Genomic DNA, 17324 nt, shown 5'->3' with positions numbered 1-17324 from the left:
ATTATTTAATTATCTTTTTTATCATTATTTTTGCTATTTTCATTATCATAAAATGAACCTTTAAGCCCTAGTATATAAGCATTTCCTATTACTTTAAACTCTTCATCGCTTTTAAAAATATTTAAAAATATACTTGGTATGCTCAAATTCATTCCAGCATAAAGTCTTGTAATATTACTTAAAAATAAATCTCTGTTTGAAGTATGAACATAATTTATTAACTGATATACTAACCCCCTCAATTTATTATCAGCTTCTTTATTTTGTTCGCTATTTAAATTGGCACTGCTGTTTGCCCCGATTAATTTAGCCCTTATTTCATTGCCGTTTTTATAGGCTATATATGCTAAATCAAATTGTTTTTGCATATTATTATCCTCCTTCAGAAATATAATATCTTTTGCTATTTGTATTTTTAGTATATTGAATATTGTATTTAATATAAATTTATTATCTTCTATTTTTAGAAGTTTAAATATTAAGTTCCATTGATTTTTAAAGTTTAAAATATTTTCCAAACAATCCTTATAAATATCAATCCAATAATCATCAGTTATTTTTATTGATTTTATTTTTGCTATATCATTAAGTTCGTCTTTCATTGATTCAATAATTTGAAGCGAATCTTTTCCTATAGTGTTAAATAAATAATGATTTTTATCTCTTACTATAACCTGAATAGATTTTAACTCTTTAGTCTTTTCTGAAAGTATTCTTCTAATTATTTCATTATATGCAGTGTATGTTTTATTATCTTCGTTATTTACAAAATCTATTTTTTCATTCATCTTTATTAAAGTTTCTATGCTGTCATTTTGATTAACAAAAAGCATTAAATTAGACATGTCTATAAAACCTAAAGGAGTACATGCATATATATAATTGCATAAAGCACATATAAAGCTGTCAGCATTATAGTTCCAAAATGCAGATTTTTTTCTATTAGTATCAACACCAACTTCAAATAAAAAAGTAGTATCAATATCTTTATTTATGCTTTCATTACAGACTATGCAGTTATAATTAAATTTCTTTTTATTATTTATTAGTTCTTTTAAAGGCTCTTCAAAAGATTTGTAAAACATTTCTTTTATATCCTTTTTAGAATTGGCAGGAAGTAAAAAGGCTTTATTTTCCCAAAACGGATTTATTTTAGTATACATTATATTTTTCATTAAAAGAGTATCTCTTACTTCTTTGCTGTTTTCAAAATCTGATTTTATTTCTTTTAAATAATTTTTTATGTGTTCTGTATTAGGATTTTTTGATTTTATTATTTCTTTTATTTTCTCAATATTATCTTGTATATTTACTGAAATACCTTTAGATATTAAAGTTTCCAATCCTGTTTTTATACTTGCGGCTGAAAAATAATCTATTATATTTTTTATATCATCTTTAAAATCTTTATTTTCTTTATCATTTAATATAATATCAATTTTTTTAATGCTTTCTGATATATTAGTTTTATCTGAAAATTTTTTTATCATAGCATCAATGTATATTTGAGATAAATCAGCATTAAGTAAAAATTTTTTATTAATATATAGTGTTTGCCCTTCATAGTAAAAATCTTTTTTGTCATCTAAACTTGTACCTTTATGAGCTTCTGACTTTTCCAATACTTCAATAAAACCTATAACACCTGCATTAAAAAGAAAAGTATCAAGATTAATTTCAAAATATTCTTCTTTTTTTTTAATGTTATTGTTTTGATTATCTTCTAAATTTAATTCATGCTGACTAGATTTTTTTGTTTTTGCCATAATAAAAATTCCTTAATTATAAAACTTCAAATAATCCGAAACCTTCGCTTCTTCTGCTTCCTATACCTGTTTTGTAGAGATTGTTTAGTAGTTTAATGCCGCCTTCCAAACAGAATTTGCCGTAGGAAACATTTATTAACAATTCTTTGAAAGGTACAACTGTTGTTTTGGATTCTTCCTGTATAATATTGCCGTTATCATCTGTTAGATTTAATGGTGTTAATTTTATTTGAGATATTTCAAAATCAAACTCTTTTGCAAGCCTCTCTACCGATTGATTGAGAATGTCATTAAAATTATCATCTTTAAATGTTACATATATATCTTTATTAGTTTCTCTGTTATGACTGCGTAATACTAATGGGCTTAAAAATTTTATTATTATTCTATTTTGTTTTATAGGCTTTTCATTTTGCATAGTTATTTTTTTTAATGTCATAATCATTTGGCTTTTTGTATTTTCATCTTTAGGATATTTTTTGTTTATCATATTATTAAAAGAATTATAAAGCTCTATAAATAATTGATTATCAAATATAGAAAAAGTTACATTTATATATCTGCTTGAAAGTTCTATATTATCATTATTGATTTTGGCATCTGGCAAATACACTCCGAATGTAAATGCCTTCATCTTTGTGTTATTGTTATAAATTGCATCATATGTATTTGGCAAATAATTTTTTAATGCATTTTTAATGAAGCTTATAATTGTTAATCTGTATTCTTTGTTTATTATATTATTTTCAAGCTCAAAATTAAGATTTATACGCATAAAAATATCCTTTAAGTTATTAATATGTTATTATTTACTTAAAATATCAGTAACTAATTAACTAATATAGTAAAAATAAATACTATTGTCAATAAAAATACAGTATAATTTTTTATAATATTGTATTATATATAGCTTAATCAATATATAGTTCATATTTTTATTAAACTTAAGTATTAAAAATAGTTTTACTAAACAAAATGATTTTTTATAAAAATAGTATGAATATTAATTGTGTTTTTTATTGAAAAATTTATACATTGTTATATTATAGTTGTAAAATATATTAAGAGGAATAATTTAATGAAAAGAATTATTGTAACAGGCGGGGCTGGTTTTTTAGGCTCTCATCTATGCGAAAGATTATTAAATGAAGGCAATTATGTAATATCTATTGATAATTTTTTTACAGGATCTAATGAAAATATAAAGCATTTAGCAGATAATAAAAATTTTGAAAGTATAAGACATGATATAACAGAACCTATACATATAGAATGCGATGAAATATATAATTTTGCCTGTCCTGCTTCACCTATACATTATCAAAGAAACCCAGTACATACATTTAAAACAAGTGTTTTTGGAATACTTAATATGCTTGATTTGGCAAGAGACTGTAATGCCAGAATACTTCAAGCCTCAACAAGCGAAGTATACGGAGATCCTTTAGAACATCCTCAAAAGGAAAGTTATTGGGGACATGTGAATCCTAATGGTATAAGAAGCTGTTACGATGAGGGTAAAAGAAGTGCTGAAACTTTGATGATGGACTATCATAGACAGTATAATACAGATATAAAAATTATAAGAATATTTAATACCTACGGACCAAGAATGAATGAAAATGACGGAAGGGTAGTGTCAAATTTTGTTATACAGGCATTAAAGAATGCGGATATAACAGTTTACGGAGATGGAAGCCAGACAAGAAGTTTCTGCTACTGTGATGATTTAATAGACGGTGCTGTACGTATGATGAACAGTGAAAACTTTATAGGACCTGTAAATTTGGGTAATCCTTATGAGATGACAGTTTTAGAGTTTGCAAAGAAAATAATAGAGATGACTAATTCAAAATCTAAAATAGTGTTTAAAGAGCTTCCTAAAGATGACCCTGTAAAAAGACAGCCTAATATAACTTTGGCTAAAGAAAAACTTGATTGGACACCTAATTATAAACTAGAAGAAGGGCTTAAAAAAACTATTGAGTATTTTGACAATTATTTAAAAAATAAATAAGATTTTTAAAAATATGTAAATCAAATTTACAATCAATTAGCAGTACGATTGTAAATTTGATTTTTTTTTCTTTCATGCTAAAATATAAGTAAACATAATATAAAATAGGAATAAATCATAAATGAAAGAACTACCAAATTTAATTACATTAATAAACTCTATTAAAGGGGAGATTTGCTATTCTTATATCAATAAAATAGTAGCTATAGATAAACAATATAAAGAAATGGAAGATGTAGAGGGTCAGAAGATTATAGATGTACTAAGATACGGAGGATATATGCATTTTCAGTTTTCTCAGGATGCTATGCTTGTAGATTTAGGTCCTAATGGTTCTTTTGTACTTACAGAAGATGATACATATGATAATAGTATTATTAAATTAGAAACAGATCATGGAAATTTTTTTGTTGTAGATGATGGTAAAAATAAAGAAGAAATGACTAAAATAATTCCTATATGGAAAGATTCTACTACAATGCCTCAAATAGGTTATGATCCTCTTACTAAGCAGTTTAATTATAATTTATTCTGTCAATTACTTGCAGATAATGATACCACTGTAGAGAAGTTAATAAAAAATCCTCTAATATTAAGCGGCATAGGCAATGTATATGGGGATATGATACTAAAAAAGGCATCAATAACTAAAAAAACTAAAACTTCAGAAATAACTAAGGTCAAAGCTAGAGAGATATTTGATGCTATAAAGCAGGTTTTAAGAGAGGCATCTGGAAATACAGAAGAAGAGGATAGTGATATTTCAGAAGAATAATGATTTTTTTATTATTTGTTTTTAATTTTATTATAAATAGACAAATATATTATATTTAAGTATTTGTAATAATATTCTTAATTAATCATCATAAAACATGGAAATAATATAATAAATGACCCAATGAATAAATAAAAATCCATTGGGTATTTTTCATTAATATATTATAATCATAGGAAGTTTCAAAATTTAATTATAATTAATAGAATAGCTCTGGTTCAGCTCTTCTTTCAAACTGTTTTTCAAGGTCATGCTGATGATATAGGAAACCTTCATCATCATAATATCTGCAATGTTCTGGACATTTTTTTATGCAGGCACCGCATTTTATACATTTACCTACATATTTTGTAATATCATCAAAATCTATAGAAGCAAGCGGACATACATGAGCACAAGTTTTACAGTTGGTGCATTTAGAAGTGTCTACTTTTGGTTTTACTTTAAGTATATCAATAGCATGTTCATGTTCATCTCTAGGAATATAGTAAGGACGTATAGGTTCATTTCCTCTTACCTTTATAGGTTCAGAAGGTATTTCTTCATTATTTTTTATTTTTTCTACAGCCTTATTAACAAATGTTAAAGCTATTTCCATATCCTTTTCATCAGGTCGGTTGGCAGCAAGCACATACGAAAATGCATGTTCCCCTATAAATCCGGCACCAGCTATTGTATGAAAACCGTTTTCCTCCATAGTATTTCTAAGCTCTATTAAAGAATCGTCAAAGTTTCTATTTCCATATAAAACTACTGGTATAGCCAAAGCTCCGCTAGCTTTGATGTTATTTTTATAAAAAGGAAGCATAACATTAGGGATTCTTCCTGCATATGTAGGACTTCCGCATACTACAAGGTCTCCTTCTTTAAACTCCAATACTTTTTCTCTGTTTTTTGGTAAAGAAAAGTTAATTTTTTCAAAAGGGACATTTAACTGTTTTGCGATATTTTCTCCTATAAAAGAAACTATCTTTTGTGTTGTGCCTGTTGCACTGTAATATATTGAATATACTTTATTTACAAACATATGATATACTCCCTTAATGTATTTAAACTGTATGATATATATTATGTAAATTTATTTTTATATGTCAATAGTAAAGCAGTAAAAAAAATAAAAAAATAGTTATTGTTCTTAATTTATATTTTTATTTTTAATATTAAATTAGTATTTGAGAACAATATTTTTTATTAAATTTAATTTTTATTATTTAAAATATCGGTGAAACAAATAGAGTTAAAATATTTATTTAATCAAATTTCTGCTTTCATAATACTCTTTCCATCTTTTCCCCATTTTTTCAGCTTTTATTTTGACAGAGTTATTAAAATAGTTTTTTAATTTAGGAATATCATCTTTATTTTCTTTAGCCACACTTCCAATCAAGCTGCCAACTACAGTTTCCATTTTTATTTTTTTATCTCCGTAATAATATGAATGAAGAGCAGACTGATAATATACAGAAACAGCCTCAGCCGTACTCATAACAGAGTTAAGCTCCTGTATTTTAGTATTCTCAAAACTTTTTCCGCTTCTAAGTTCATTAAATGTAGAAGCAAGAATGTCTACAACATCATAATCTATATCAATATCGATATCAGCAAGCTCTAATAAAGTTTGGCATTGATTTGTTATTATTTCGCCTTCAAGTTTAGGATTTTTGATAGGCTCAACGGTCTCAAAATTGAATCTTCTTTTTAAGGCACTGCTCATCTCATTTATACCCTTATCTCTGGTATTGGCAGTAGCTATAATATTAAACCCAGCATTTGCAAATAATACTCTGTTTTGTTCGGGTATATTCATAATTTTATCGCTTAATATACTTATAAGAGAATCCTGTATTTCAAGCGGGCATCTTGTAATCTCTTCAAATCTTGTAATAATCCCTTTGCTCATACCGCTGTAAACAGGAGATGGTATAAGTGCCTCTTCTACAGGACCTTTTGCAAAAAGCATAGCATAATTCCAAGAGTATTTTATATTATCTTCATTAGTTCCAGCCGTTCCCTGTATAGTTATAGTGCTGTTTCCGCTGATAGCTGCTGATAATAATTCGCTTAGCATAGTTTTGGCAGTACCGGGTTCTCCTACAAGCATTAATCCTCTGTTGCCTGCTAATGTTATTATTGCTCTTTCTACTAAGGCATCATCACCGTAGAATTTTCTTTTTATAACAGTGCCGTCTTTTAATTCTTTGCCTAGTATAAAGTCTCTTACTGCCTGCGGAGAAAGAAGCCAATTTTTTGGTTTTTTATTTTTATCTTCTTTTTTAAGTGCATCAAGTTCATCTTTATAAAGTTCTTCCATTAAGGGTTTTTGATGTATTTTATCTTTATCCATAAAATGTTATCCTCTTTTTTTTAATTATATAAAAATTATATTATGAAATAGTTTTTCTTTTTTCCCACAAAAATATTCCTATACCAAGCAGTATTACTATTATCCCTACAAACTGCTGAAGGCTTACAGTTTCATGAAGTATAAAATATCCTAGTATACATGTTCCTACAGCCTCTCCTAAAATAGTCATAGATATAACTGTGGCAGAGAAATATTTTAAAAGCCAAGTAAATACCATTTGACCAAGCATAGTTGATATCAAAGTAAGCCCTAATATATTAAACCAAGTTTTTGATGAGTAGCCAGTAAAAGGTATATGCATTATATATGATAATATACCTAAAAATACAAAAGCAAAAAAGTATGTGAGGCTTATCCAGCTGAATGCGGATAATCTTCTTCTTGTATACTGTCCTATAATAAAATAATTGCTTATAAACCCAGCCGATATAAATGAAAGCAAATCTCCAATCAGAGCTTTTCCGCTTAATTGAAAATCTCCCCAGCCTATGATAATAGATCCTATTACCGCTATGATAAAACCAGATACTGCTAGTTTTGTGTATCTTTCTTTAAAAAAGAAATATCCAGCCACGAATGCAAATAAAGGCTGAAGTGTTACTATTACAGTAGCACTTGCAACTGATGTGAGATTTAGTGAATGAAACCATAAAAAATAATGAAGAGCAAGTGAAACACCAGATATTAAGCCTAGTATAATTTCTTTTTTTGTAAGAGAAAATATTTCTTCTCTGGTTGTTTTTTTTGACATTGTAATAATAAAAATAAACCAGAATGAAATAAATATTCTGTAAAATGCCATTATAGATGACGGGGCATTAGCTAGTTTAACAAATATTGCTGATGCTGATAATGCCGTAACTCCGATAAGTAAGAATATGCCCATAAATAAAAATCCGAAAGTAATAGTTTTTTATTATTTTAGTTTAAATATTATACTGAAAATTGAGTTTTATGCAAAAAAATAATACAAAAAATTTAACAGTTTATATCGTAATAAAATCTAATTTTTACTAAAATACTCTTTGAGTTTATTTTCTTCGATATTAATAGCTATAATTTTTTTGCTGCTTTTCTCACCTTTAAGTATATCAATATCTTTTTTTTTAATATTAAGCTCATCAGCCAAAAATTCAATTATAGCCTTATTAGCCTTGCCGTCTATAGCCTTAGCCATAATGCGAACATAATAAGCACCATTTTCAAATTTAAAACTATTGGATTTAGCTCCCGCTGTTACTTTAACTTCTATGTTCATAATATTATATCTGTTATATTTTTATGTGTATAGTTATCTTGAAATATCATTATAATATTTTGTATGATTTTTTCAAAAATAAATCTTTAGTTATTTTTATTAATTTTGCAAATATTTGTAAATCCAGCAGTAGGTACTCCCAAAGCCCTTATAAGTCTAGCCCAATAATTTACCTGTGCGGCAGTAGAGGCTAATATTAATATTGCTCTCTCTGAATACTCTTTTTTTACTTCCGTTATTAATGCTTCAGATATTATTACTGGTGTTTTTGTAATGGCTGAAATATATTTTAAAGCAATCTTTTCTTTATTTGACATTGTATGGCATGAATCTATATCCTTATTTTGTAAATATTTTATTTCTTCTTCGGTTACATTTTCTTTATCATATTCAAAGCTGTTCATATCTATACAAAATGGGCAGGCTATGTCTATTGAGATTTGTATTCTTATGAGTTTTAAAAGTCTTTTAGGCACTTCCTTATCATCATGTGTAATTAATGCCTCCATTATACCAGAGCTTATTGCGGTTTTAGGATTCCAAGCTAAAATCTTTGGAAGGAGCAGGTCTTTTTTTACTTTCTTTTTTGCTATCCGCATTGGAAGTTTTAAAAATAGAGGTATTTTCTTTGGAGGCTTTATATAGGCATCTTCTATGCTTTCAAAATAATTGTCTTTGTCTTTAATTTTAAAATTGATTAGATTATTCATTATTCTTCATCCTAATATATTTTTTGTTTGTATTAATTTATACTTAAAATATGTTTTTTTGTCAAAGTTTTTTATTATTAAATATATGCATTATAAAAAATTAATTAAAGTTCTTGCAGTTTCATACACAACTATAATTTAATCTTTTATATAATATAAATTTCATAATAACTACTTTTAGGCATCAGCTTGTGAAAAACTGACAATGAATTTATCAAAAATATATAAATTTATAAATGGAATATATTACAATTTTATATAATCAAGTATAAATTTGAAAATATTATTATAATTTACTATAATATTAAAATATGTATATTAATGATAAGGACTATTCATGACTATAGAAAAATTATCAAAGATGATAGAAATTTCAAGCGGTAAGGTTTTAGCTGATTTGGTAATAAGAAACTGCAAGGTAGTAGACCCAATATCTTCAACAATTACTGATGCGGATATTGCGATTTCAGATGACTATATTGTAGGCGTGGGTTCTTATAATGGAAAAGAAGTTATAGATGCTAAAGGCTCTTATGCTGCAAGCGGACTTATAGATTCGCATGTGCATATAGAGTCATCTTTATGTACTCCGGCTAGTTTTGCAGAAGTGGTTATTCCTTTCGGTACTACTTTAATAATAACAGACCCTCATGAAATAGCGAATGTATGCGGTATTGAAGGCATAAAGTTTATGATTAACTCTGCTAAAAAGAGTCCTTTAAAATGCAAGTTTATGCTTTCTTCATGCGTACCTGCTGTGGGCTTTGAAGATTCCGGAGCTATACTTGATGCAGATATTATAGAAGAGTTTATAAATGATGATGATATATTAGGACTTGCCGAGATGATGAATGCTCAAGGTGTATTATCACTTGATAGGGAAGTTATTAGAAAACTTATTGCTTCTATTAATGCAGGTAAGATTATAGACGGGCATGGAGTAATGCTTGGAGGAAAAACGCTTAATGCTTATAGGGCTGCTGGAGTTTATACCGACCATGAATGCGTATCTGCTAAAGATTTAAAGGCAAGAATAGCTAACGGAATGTATGTACTTTTAAGGCAGGGGTCTGCTGCTCAGAATTTAGCTTCGCTCTTACAGGGAGTTAATCAAAGCAATGCCAGAAGATGTGCTATGTGTACTGATGATAAGCATTTGGACGATATAATGAAATACGGGCATATATCTCATAATTTAAAAATAGCAGTTGAACATGGTCTTGATGTATTTAATGCTATTGCTATGGCTACTATTAATGCGGCAGAATGCTACGGGCTTAAAAATATTGGTTTGATAGCTTCCGGATATAAGGCGGATATTGTTTTATTTGATGATTTGAAAGATTTTAAGGCTAATAAAGTATTTATAGATGGTAAATTGGTTTCTGAAAACGGACATGCTTTATTTAAAACAGATAAAGATGATTATAATGATAATATTTTTAATACGGTAAATATCGCTCCTATTACGGTTAATGATATACAGATAAAATTAAAAACAGATGAGGCTAATGTTATAAGAATAGTTAATAAAGATTTGATAACAGAAAAAAGTGTGAGAATAGTGGGCTTTGAAAACGGATATTTTAAATACAGAAAGAGTGTTGATATATTAAAATTGGTAGTGGCAGAAAGGCATAAAAGAACTGGTAAAATAGGTTTGGGTTTAATAGAAAATTATAAATTAAAAAACGGAGCAATAGCAGCAAGTGTTTCTCATGACTCTCATAATATAATAGCAGTTGGAGATAATGATGAAGATATAATACTTGCTATAAAAGAAATAGAAAAATGTTCTGGCGGCATTACCATAGTAAAGAATGGTGAAGTTCTTGATACTTTAGAATTAAAAATAGCCGGCATTATGTCAAATGAAACGCCAAGCGATATAGTAAAAAAAATATATTCTATGCATGAATTAGCTTATAATGAACTTAATGTTAATAGAGATATAGACCCTTTTATGACTTTATCATTTATGGCACTTCCAGTTATACCAGAAATAAAACTTACTACAAACGGATTATTTGATGTAAAAGAGTTTAAGTTTATAGATGTGAGTGTATAATTTTTGAATAAATTTTTATATATCTAAATAATTATAATTTGTCAAAAAATAAAGTTATGTTTTTATTTAATTAAAGTTAAAATTAATACTTACTATTAACAAATTTATAAAACATCATATAATAATTACATGCTTAATGTAGGTAAATATTTTAATAATATAACAAACAAAAATAATTCTGTAAATATAAAAGATGGGGATATAGTAAGATATTCTGTAATGCGTAAGCTTGATTCTGAGAGAGCTTTAATAAATATAATGGGAAATAAGGTTACAGCATTATTCAAAAACGGCATGACAGAAAAAGGCTTTGCTTTAGTAGGAAAAAAGAACGGCGAGATAACATTAACATTATTAAAAGATGCTTCAAGCCTAAAAGAGGCTAGAGAAAATTTAAAAAATATCAGTACAAAAAAAGATATTTTAGTTAACATAACTAGAGATAATTCCGAAATTTCTAATATATTACTAGAAAAAGGAATAAAACCAAGCCATGAAAATATCAGATATTTGGAGACTATATTAAAATACCTTCCGGACTTGGATATCAATAAGAAGAAGTTTATATTAAATGCAATGTCTAACGGGGTATATTTAACGGTAGAAGAAATAAATTCTTTAGGAAATATTTTCAGACATTTCAATGACATTCTTAGCATTATAAAAAACTCTAACAAAAATACTGAAACAACCGAAATATTACTAATGCTTTTAAATACTGCTGCCTTAAACAGCAATAATAATCTAGCAGAAAATTTAGATAAATATATACATGCCAATGCTAATTTTAATGCATGGTTTATGCTCTTTGATATGCTTCAGGGTGAATTATCTTCTGATAGTTCTAATATGCTTATGCTTGTTCTTAAAATACTTTCTTCTAATAAGAAGAATAGAAATTTTAAAGAAACAGTTTTTATGCTTCCAATCCCTTTTATCATAAACGGAGAGGTAAAAGAACTTCTTCTATATATAAACAAAGAAGAAAGCGAAAAGAAAAATAAATTAAGTTTTGTTTTTTATGATAATGATAAAGAGTTATGTGAAATAAAAATATCTGAATATGAGACTAATAAATATTTATTTGATATTCAATTATTTGATAAAAAGCTGTATAATAAGGTAAAATCAGAAGAGATTATGCATCTGATAAAGGATTTTGATAATATAAAAATAGAAATAAACTTAGCAGGAAATAATAATGAAAAATAAAGATATTGAAGAGGCAGCTGCCATATTATATAATAGAGATATACATAATGCCCCAGTTGTTATAGCAAAAGGCAGGCATTATTTGGCAAAAAGAATGGCAGAGACAGCACATAAAAACAAAGTTCCTGTAGTCTCTGATGAAAAAACCGCTCATCATTTGATGCAGTTAGAAATAGGCGAAGAGATACCATATTCACTATATGAAGCAGTAAGTATAATATTAAAATATATATATAAATTAAAGGCAGAATAAAGCTATGGGAAAATTTAATAAAATAAACGTTCAAGATATTAAAACTAAAGCAGAAAAAAAAGATATATACCTATACAATGATTTTATAGCATCTACTGGATATATAGATATTAAAGAAGATGATATAATGAGATTGAAGAAATGGGATATAGAGGAAGTGTTTGTTGAGGAAGCAGCTTCTATGGATATGCAGCAGGTTAGTGCAGATTTTGACAAGTTTATAAGAGAGTATAAAGTATTTAAAAAAATATATTTTAATATTATTAAGAAAGTAAAAACAAATTTGGGTAATTATAAAAATAATAATATAGTAAATATTAATGAACTTAATGAAATTATAGATGAAATTTTGGATATAGTAGGCAGGAATTTAAATAGCGTGCTTCAACTTTTTAATCTTTCAAATCTTCCTAAAGCTGATGAATACTATATAAGGTCCTTGAATGTATCAATGATATCTATGATAATAGGGCGTGCTATGAAATTCTCTGAAAACAGAGTAAAAAAATTAGGTGTAGGTGCTATGCTCTATGATATAGGACTAACCAAAGTACCTGATAAAATATTAAATAAATTAGGACGCTTTACTACTGAAGAGTACAATGAAGTAAAAAAGCATACTGTTTACGGATATAAAATAATGAAAAATAGTTTCCGCTTTGAAGAGGAAGTGGCTCTTATATCATTAGCTCATCATGAACTTTATAACGGCAAAGGTTATCCCAGAGGATTGGCCGGCAATCAAATACACCTCTATACTAAAATAGTTTCTATAGCACATGCAGTAGAAAAAATACTTAAGCATAAAAGAATATCATTATCAAAATCTAAAACTCATGAACATAAATCTACGTTTAATCTCATGCTTGAAAAGAACATGGAAAATAGTAAAAAAGATATTTTCCTTTCAGATGCAGTCAGAGAAATTATACATGGGGCAAATACTAAATATGATCCTAATATATCAAAAACATTTGTAAGCATATTTACAGTATATCCTATAGGCTGTATAGTTCTTCTTAATGATAAAAGAAAAGGATTTGTTTTTGCTGCTAATCCCAATTTCCCAATAAGGCCTATAATAAAAATAGTATCCGATGAAAATGGAGAGTTTGTAGAAGACGGAGAAACTATTAATTTATTAGAAACTAATCAACTGTTCATAGCTGGTGTAGATAAAGATAATAATTTTTTAGAGGAGGTAAAGACAAAGATATTAGATACAGCAGAAGAGAAATAATATTAAAAAATGGCTGACAAAAAAGCGATAGGCAGTCTAGGAGAGGATATCGCCTTAAAATATCTCGAAAAACTTGGTTTTTCTCTTTTAGAGCGGAACTTTAGAGGAAAGAAGACAAGAGGAGAGATAGATTTAGTAATGACAAAAGGAGTTGTTATTGTGTTTATAGAAGTAAAATATCGAAGACAAGGAAGTTTTGGATATGCAGCTTACTCAATATCTGAACGTAAGAAAAGAAAATTATACGAAACAGCTGAAGAATACTTAATTGAAAAAGGATTAAGTTTTAATCAAAAATGTTCCTTTGGGGCAGTTCTAATAGACGATACCCATTATAAGCGTGAAATATCTTTTATTGAAGATATATTTATTTAGGGGTATTGTATGAAAACAGCTGTAAAAATTAATCCAGAAAAAATAGACCTATATAAGAAAAAGCTAAAAGATAAAAAGTATATTGATAAAGCTATAGAAGGACTTGCAGGAAACTTGATAAGTTATGTAATAGATTAATATAAATTGGAAAGGCAGTAATGAATATAATAGAACGAGGAAAGACTACTCTTTTATTAGAGAGCGAGAATCTGAGAGATTTATCTGATAAACTTGACATTAATTTTGAAAATGCTGTGAAAGAGCTTTTTAAAATTAGGGGAAGAGTGATAACATCCGGAGTAGGTAAAAGCGGGCATATAGCAAGAAAGGCTGCTGCCACTTTTGCCTCTACTGGAACGCCAAGTTTCTTTGTAGACCCTAACGAATGTATGCATGGAGATTTTGGTATGATTACTAAAGATGATTACTGCATACTATATTCTAAAGGCGGAGAATCGCGTGAGATTATAGAGCTTGTTAATTGGCTTTTAAGACAGAATATTTCATACATTGCTGTTACAAATGAAATAGATTCCACTCTTGCCAAAAATGCAAAAATTGTTCTTCTGACATATGTTAAAGAAGAGGCCTGTCCTTTAAAATTGGCTCCTACTGTCAGTACTACTGCTTCTTTGGCATTATCTGATGCTCTTGCTACTGCTTTAATGGAGATTAGAGGATTTAGAGCAGAAGATTTCGCTGTTTTTCACCCCGGAGGAAGTTTGGGAAGACAGTTAGCTAAAGTTAAATCTATTATGCATACTGAAAATTTGCCTATAGTATCTATTAATGCTACTTTACAAGACGCTCTATTTAAAATAATAGAATGCAAACTTGGTGTAGCTATTGCTGTTGATAATAATAATATATTAAAAGGTATAATAGTAGATGGAGATTTGAAAAGACTTCTTGTAAAAGATAATGATATACAAAATATTCTCTCTAAAAAAGTTAAAGATATTATGAATACTTCTCCTAAAGTTATTTATGAAGATACTTTAATAGGGGAGGCTTTGCATATGATGGAAGGTAAAATCACAAATCTTGTTGTACTAGATAAAGAAAATGCTAAACCTATCGGTGTAGTTCATATACATGATATATTGAAAATAAAGGCTTTCTAAAAAGTTTATCAAAACTATTGTGTATGCTAGCCTAAAGCATTATTTAAATTTCCTCTTACTCTACGCACGCAGAACGAATTTTTAAAATATTAATTAATTTATAATTCTAATTTTTATTATTTATAAGAATAAAGTTAAACGTGCGTTGAAGAGTTTTATAAATTTAAAAACCGCTTGGGTGGGCCGCCAGAATAACAGTTGAAGCTAAAGAAGAAAAATCATTTATAAATAACAGATAGTATTAAAAGATTTAGAGGGTGGGGGTGAGAATAAATTTTAAAACTTTATTTAAATTCCCGCCCTTTTAGATTTAAAGGCTTTATTTTTTATATAGGCTTTGATAAAATTTGTAATCCTTTACTTCAAAAAATACACCCGCCCAAGCGTTATTTAAATTTAAGACTTTCCTCCTTGCATATAAAATGCATTTAAAAAATCTGTTTTGATTAATTTATCATAAAATGAATACTTGAAATTGCAATAAAAAATTATTAGCTGTAAAATATTAAATAAAAAATTATATAAATTAAAACTATGAACGAACATAACTCTAAACAAAGATATCTTGGAGAATTTTATACGCCGCTTAATTTTGCTAATAAAGCCATGCATTATATTTACGATGTGATAGATAAAAAAGAACTTAAAAGCGGTAAATACAGAATATGGGATATGGCATGCGGAAAAGGTAATTTAGAATATTATCTTGATAAAGAATGCTATAAATATTTATATATGTCTACAATAGATAATGATGATATAGATTATTGCAGAAATAATTTTGATTGTTCATATTTATTTCAGTATGATTATTTAAATGATGATATAGAAGATAATTCTTTTAATTATAAAAAACTTCCTCAAAAACTTCAGAATGATTTGAATAATAAAAATATAAAATGGCTTATACTAATAAATCCGCCTTATGCTACAAGCCAAGTTGCAGGAGCTAATTCTAAAAGCAAAAAAAGTGTAAGTATAAGTAAAATAAGAAATATTATGCATAAAGAAAAATTAGGCGATGCCTCAAGAGAACTTTATACCCAATTTTTGTTTAGAATACATAAAGAGTTTGAAAATAATGATAATGTTTATCTTGCTTTATTTTCAAAGACTAATTATATAAAATACAATAACAATGAAAAGTTTAGAGATAAAGTATGCAGTTATAAGTTTAAAAAAGGTTTTATATTTTCATCTTCAAATTTTGACAACACATCAAAAACAACTCCTTTTCCAGTAAGTTTTATAATATGGAAAATAGATAAAAAGGAAAATATAAAAACACAGGATATAATATTAGATGTATTAGATGATGACAGCAATTTTTTATACAAAAAGAATTATAGTGTAGTAGACAGCAGCAGACTTCTCAATAAATGGATAAATAGAGTAAGAACTTCAAAAACTTTTGTACCTTTATCATCGGCTATAAAAGTAAAAATAGACGGCAAAGATATAAGAGATAAAGTATGCGACGGTTTTATAGGCTCTCTTATGAGCTGCGGAAGTGATTTGCAGAAACAAAATCTTACTGCCATATTTTCAGCTCCTCAGGCTTCGGCAGGGTCTCTCTCTATTACAGAAGAAAATTTTGAAAAGGCTATGATTATACATGCTGTAAGAAGATGTACAAAAGTTGATTGGCTTAACGGCAGCGATCAGTTCTCTATACCCAAAAAAGAATTAGAAAAAACTTTTATACTTGACTGTGTAGTATGGACTTTATTTTCTACTTCAAATCAAAGCTCTGCTATGGATAATATTATTTATAAAGATAATTGTTACAGAATAATTAACCATTTTTACCCTTTTGATTATAAAGAAGTATGTTTTAATTGCAGTAGCTTTGAATATAATAATGAGAAACGGTTTGCTTTTATTTATATTAAAGAAAATAAAAAATATATTTCAAATGAAGCATTTGAACTTATAAATGCTTCTAAAGAGCTTTATAAATATTTTTATTCTAATATAGATAAAATAAACACTGATAAGTTTAAAATAACTTTATGGGACAGCGGTTTTTGGCAGATAAGAAAATCTCTTAAAGATGCAAAATTAGCTTCAGATATTCTAAAAAATATAAAAAAGAAAAGAGAAGCCTTAAAGAAAAATATCTTAAAAGAGATAGATAATTTTATAAGCTAAATGCCCCATA

General features: G+C 27.5%; 17 protein-coding genes. 10 read left to right on the top strand and 7 right to left on the bottom strand.

Annotation, left to right across the window (positions count from 1 at the left end):
* Window positions 1–5: 5 nt before the first annotated feature.
* Together BMUR_RS06175 and cas6 are read right to left on the bottom strand one after the other, a co-directional pair.
* Complete coding sequence (locus BMUR_RS06175; RefSeq protein WP_013113742.1) at window positions 6–1766, bottom strand: Cas8a1 family CRISPR/Cas system-associated protein; 1761 nt, start codon at window positions 1764–1766, stop codon at window positions 6–8.
* Between the two features lie 16 nt (window positions 1767–1782).
* Entirely contained in the window at window positions 1783–2541 is a 759-nt protein-coding gene (gene cas6 / locus BMUR_RS06170) for a CRISPR-associated endoribonuclease Cas6 (RefSeq protein WP_013113741.1), read from the bottom strand.
* A gap of 303 nt (window positions 2542–2844) precedes the next feature.
* Here cas6 and BMUR_RS06165 point away from each other — a divergent pair, with 303 nt between their 5' ends.
* Window positions 2845–3783 (top strand): UDP-glucuronic acid decarboxylase family protein, encoded by a 939-nt coding sequence (locus BMUR_RS06165; protein WP_013113740.1) that lies wholly within the window; start codon window positions 2845–2847, stop codon window positions 3781–3783.
* Window positions 3784–3904: 121 nt separating this feature from the next.
* Window positions 3905–4558 carry a DNA-formamidopyrimidine glycosylase family protein gene (locus tag BMUR_RS06160; RefSeq protein WP_013113739.1) on the top strand — a complete coding sequence of 218 codons (654 nt, stop codon included), beginning with the start codon at window positions 3905–3907 and terminating at the stop codon, window positions 4556–4558.
* Between the two features lie 199 nt (window positions 4559–4757).
* Here the strand turns inward: BMUR_RS06160 and BMUR_RS06155 are convergent, their stop codons facing one another.
* From BMUR_RS06155 to BMUR_RS06135, 5 genes are all read right to left on the bottom strand, one after another.
* The gene (locus BMUR_RS06155) at window positions 4758–5585 is read right to left on the bottom strand and encodes an EFR1 family ferrodoxin (protein WP_013113738.1); all 828 of its coding nucleotides are present in this window, start codon (window positions 5583–5585) and stop codon (window positions 4758–4760) included.
* Between the two features lie 219 nt (window positions 5586–5804).
* The gene (locus BMUR_RS06150) at window positions 5805–6902 is read right to left on the bottom strand and encodes an ATP-binding protein (protein WP_013113737.1); all 1098 of its coding nucleotides are present in this window, start codon (window positions 6900–6902) and stop codon (window positions 5805–5807) included.
* 40 nt (window positions 6903–6942) lie between these two features.
* Window positions 6943–7809 carry a DMT family transporter gene (locus BMUR_RS06145; RefSeq protein WP_013113736.1) on the bottom strand — a complete coding sequence of 289 codons (867 nt, stop codon included), beginning with the start codon at window positions 7807–7809 and terminating at the stop codon, window positions 6943–6945.
* 117 nt (window positions 7810–7926) lie between these two features.
* Window positions 7927–8181 carry a DUF167 domain-containing protein gene (locus BMUR_RS06140; protein WP_013113735.1) on the bottom strand — a complete coding sequence of 85 codons (255 nt, stop codon included), beginning with the start codon at window positions 8179–8181 and terminating at the stop codon, window positions 7927–7929.
* A gap of 86 nt (window positions 8182–8267) precedes the next feature.
* Complete coding sequence (locus BMUR_RS06135) at window positions 8268–8891, bottom strand: carboxymuconolactone decarboxylase family protein (protein WP_013113734.1); 624 nt, start codon at window positions 8889–8891, stop codon at window positions 8268–8270.
* A 337-nt stretch (window positions 8892–9228) separates the two neighbouring features.
* On the opposite strand from BMUR_RS06135, the gene ade reads away from it, so the two are divergent.
* The 8 genes from ade (at window position 9229) to BMUR_RS06100 (ending at window position 17314) form a co-directional block, all read left to right on the top strand.
* Window positions 9229–10959: an adenine deaminase gene (ade, locus tag BMUR_RS06130; RefSeq protein WP_013113733.1), complete on the top strand. Its 1731-nt coding sequence runs from the start codon at window positions 9229–9231 to the stop codon at window positions 10957–10959.
* 129 nt (window positions 10960–11088) lie between these two features.
* Window positions 11089–12171 carry a hypothetical protein gene (locus tag BMUR_RS06125; protein ID WP_013113732.1) on the top strand — a complete coding sequence of 361 codons (1083 nt, stop codon included), beginning with the start codon at window positions 11089–11091 and terminating at the stop codon, window positions 12169–12171.
* On the top strand, window positions 12161–12424 hold the full coding sequence (locus tag BMUR_RS06120; RefSeq protein ID WP_013113731.1) for an EscU/YscU/HrcU family type III secretion system export apparatus switch protein: 264 nt from the start codon (window positions 12161–12163) through the stop codon (window positions 12422–12424). Before BMUR_RS06125 ends, BMUR_RS06120 begins: the two co-directional genes overlap by 11 nt.
* 4 nt (window positions 12425–12428) lie before the next feature.
* Window positions 12429–13664 carry an HD-GYP domain-containing protein gene (locus tag BMUR_RS06115; protein WP_013113730.1) on the top strand — a complete coding sequence of 412 codons (1236 nt, stop codon included), beginning with the start codon at window positions 12429–12431 and terminating at the stop codon, window positions 13662–13664.
* A 9-nt stretch (window positions 13665–13673) separates the two neighbouring features.
* The gene (locus BMUR_RS06110; protein WP_013113729.1) at window positions 13674–14039 is read left to right on the top strand and encodes a YraN family protein; all 366 of its coding nucleotides are present in this window, start codon (window positions 13674–13676) and stop codon (window positions 14037–14039) included.
* 9 nt (window positions 14040–14048) lie between these two features.
* The gene (locus BMUR_RS15175) at window positions 14049–14177 is read left to right on the top strand and encodes a hypothetical protein (RefSeq protein WP_013113728.1); all 129 of its coding nucleotides are present in this window, start codon (window positions 14049–14051) and stop codon (window positions 14175–14177) included.
* A 20-nt stretch (window positions 14178–14197) separates the two neighbouring features.
* The gene (locus BMUR_RS06105; RefSeq protein ID WP_013113727.1) at window positions 14198–15163 is read left to right on the top strand and encodes a KpsF/GutQ family sugar-phosphate isomerase; all 966 of its coding nucleotides are present in this window, start codon (window positions 14198–14200) and stop codon (window positions 15161–15163) included.
* Between the two features lie 534 nt (window positions 15164–15697).
* Window positions 15698–17314 (top strand): hypothetical protein, encoded by a 1617-nt coding sequence (locus BMUR_RS06100; protein ID WP_013113726.1) that lies wholly within the window; start codon window positions 15698–15700, stop codon window positions 17312–17314.
* The last annotated feature ends 10 nt before the right edge of the window (window positions 17315–17324 follow it).

The sequence above is a fragment of the Brachyspira murdochii DSM 12563 genome (assembly GCF_000092845.1).
Taxonomy (GTDB): domain Bacteria; phylum Spirochaetota; class Brachyspiria; order Brachyspirales; family Brachyspiraceae; genus Brachyspira; species Brachyspira murdochii.
Note: the sequence above shows the minus strand (reverse complement) of the source record. Positions and strands in the feature narration are given on the sequence as shown.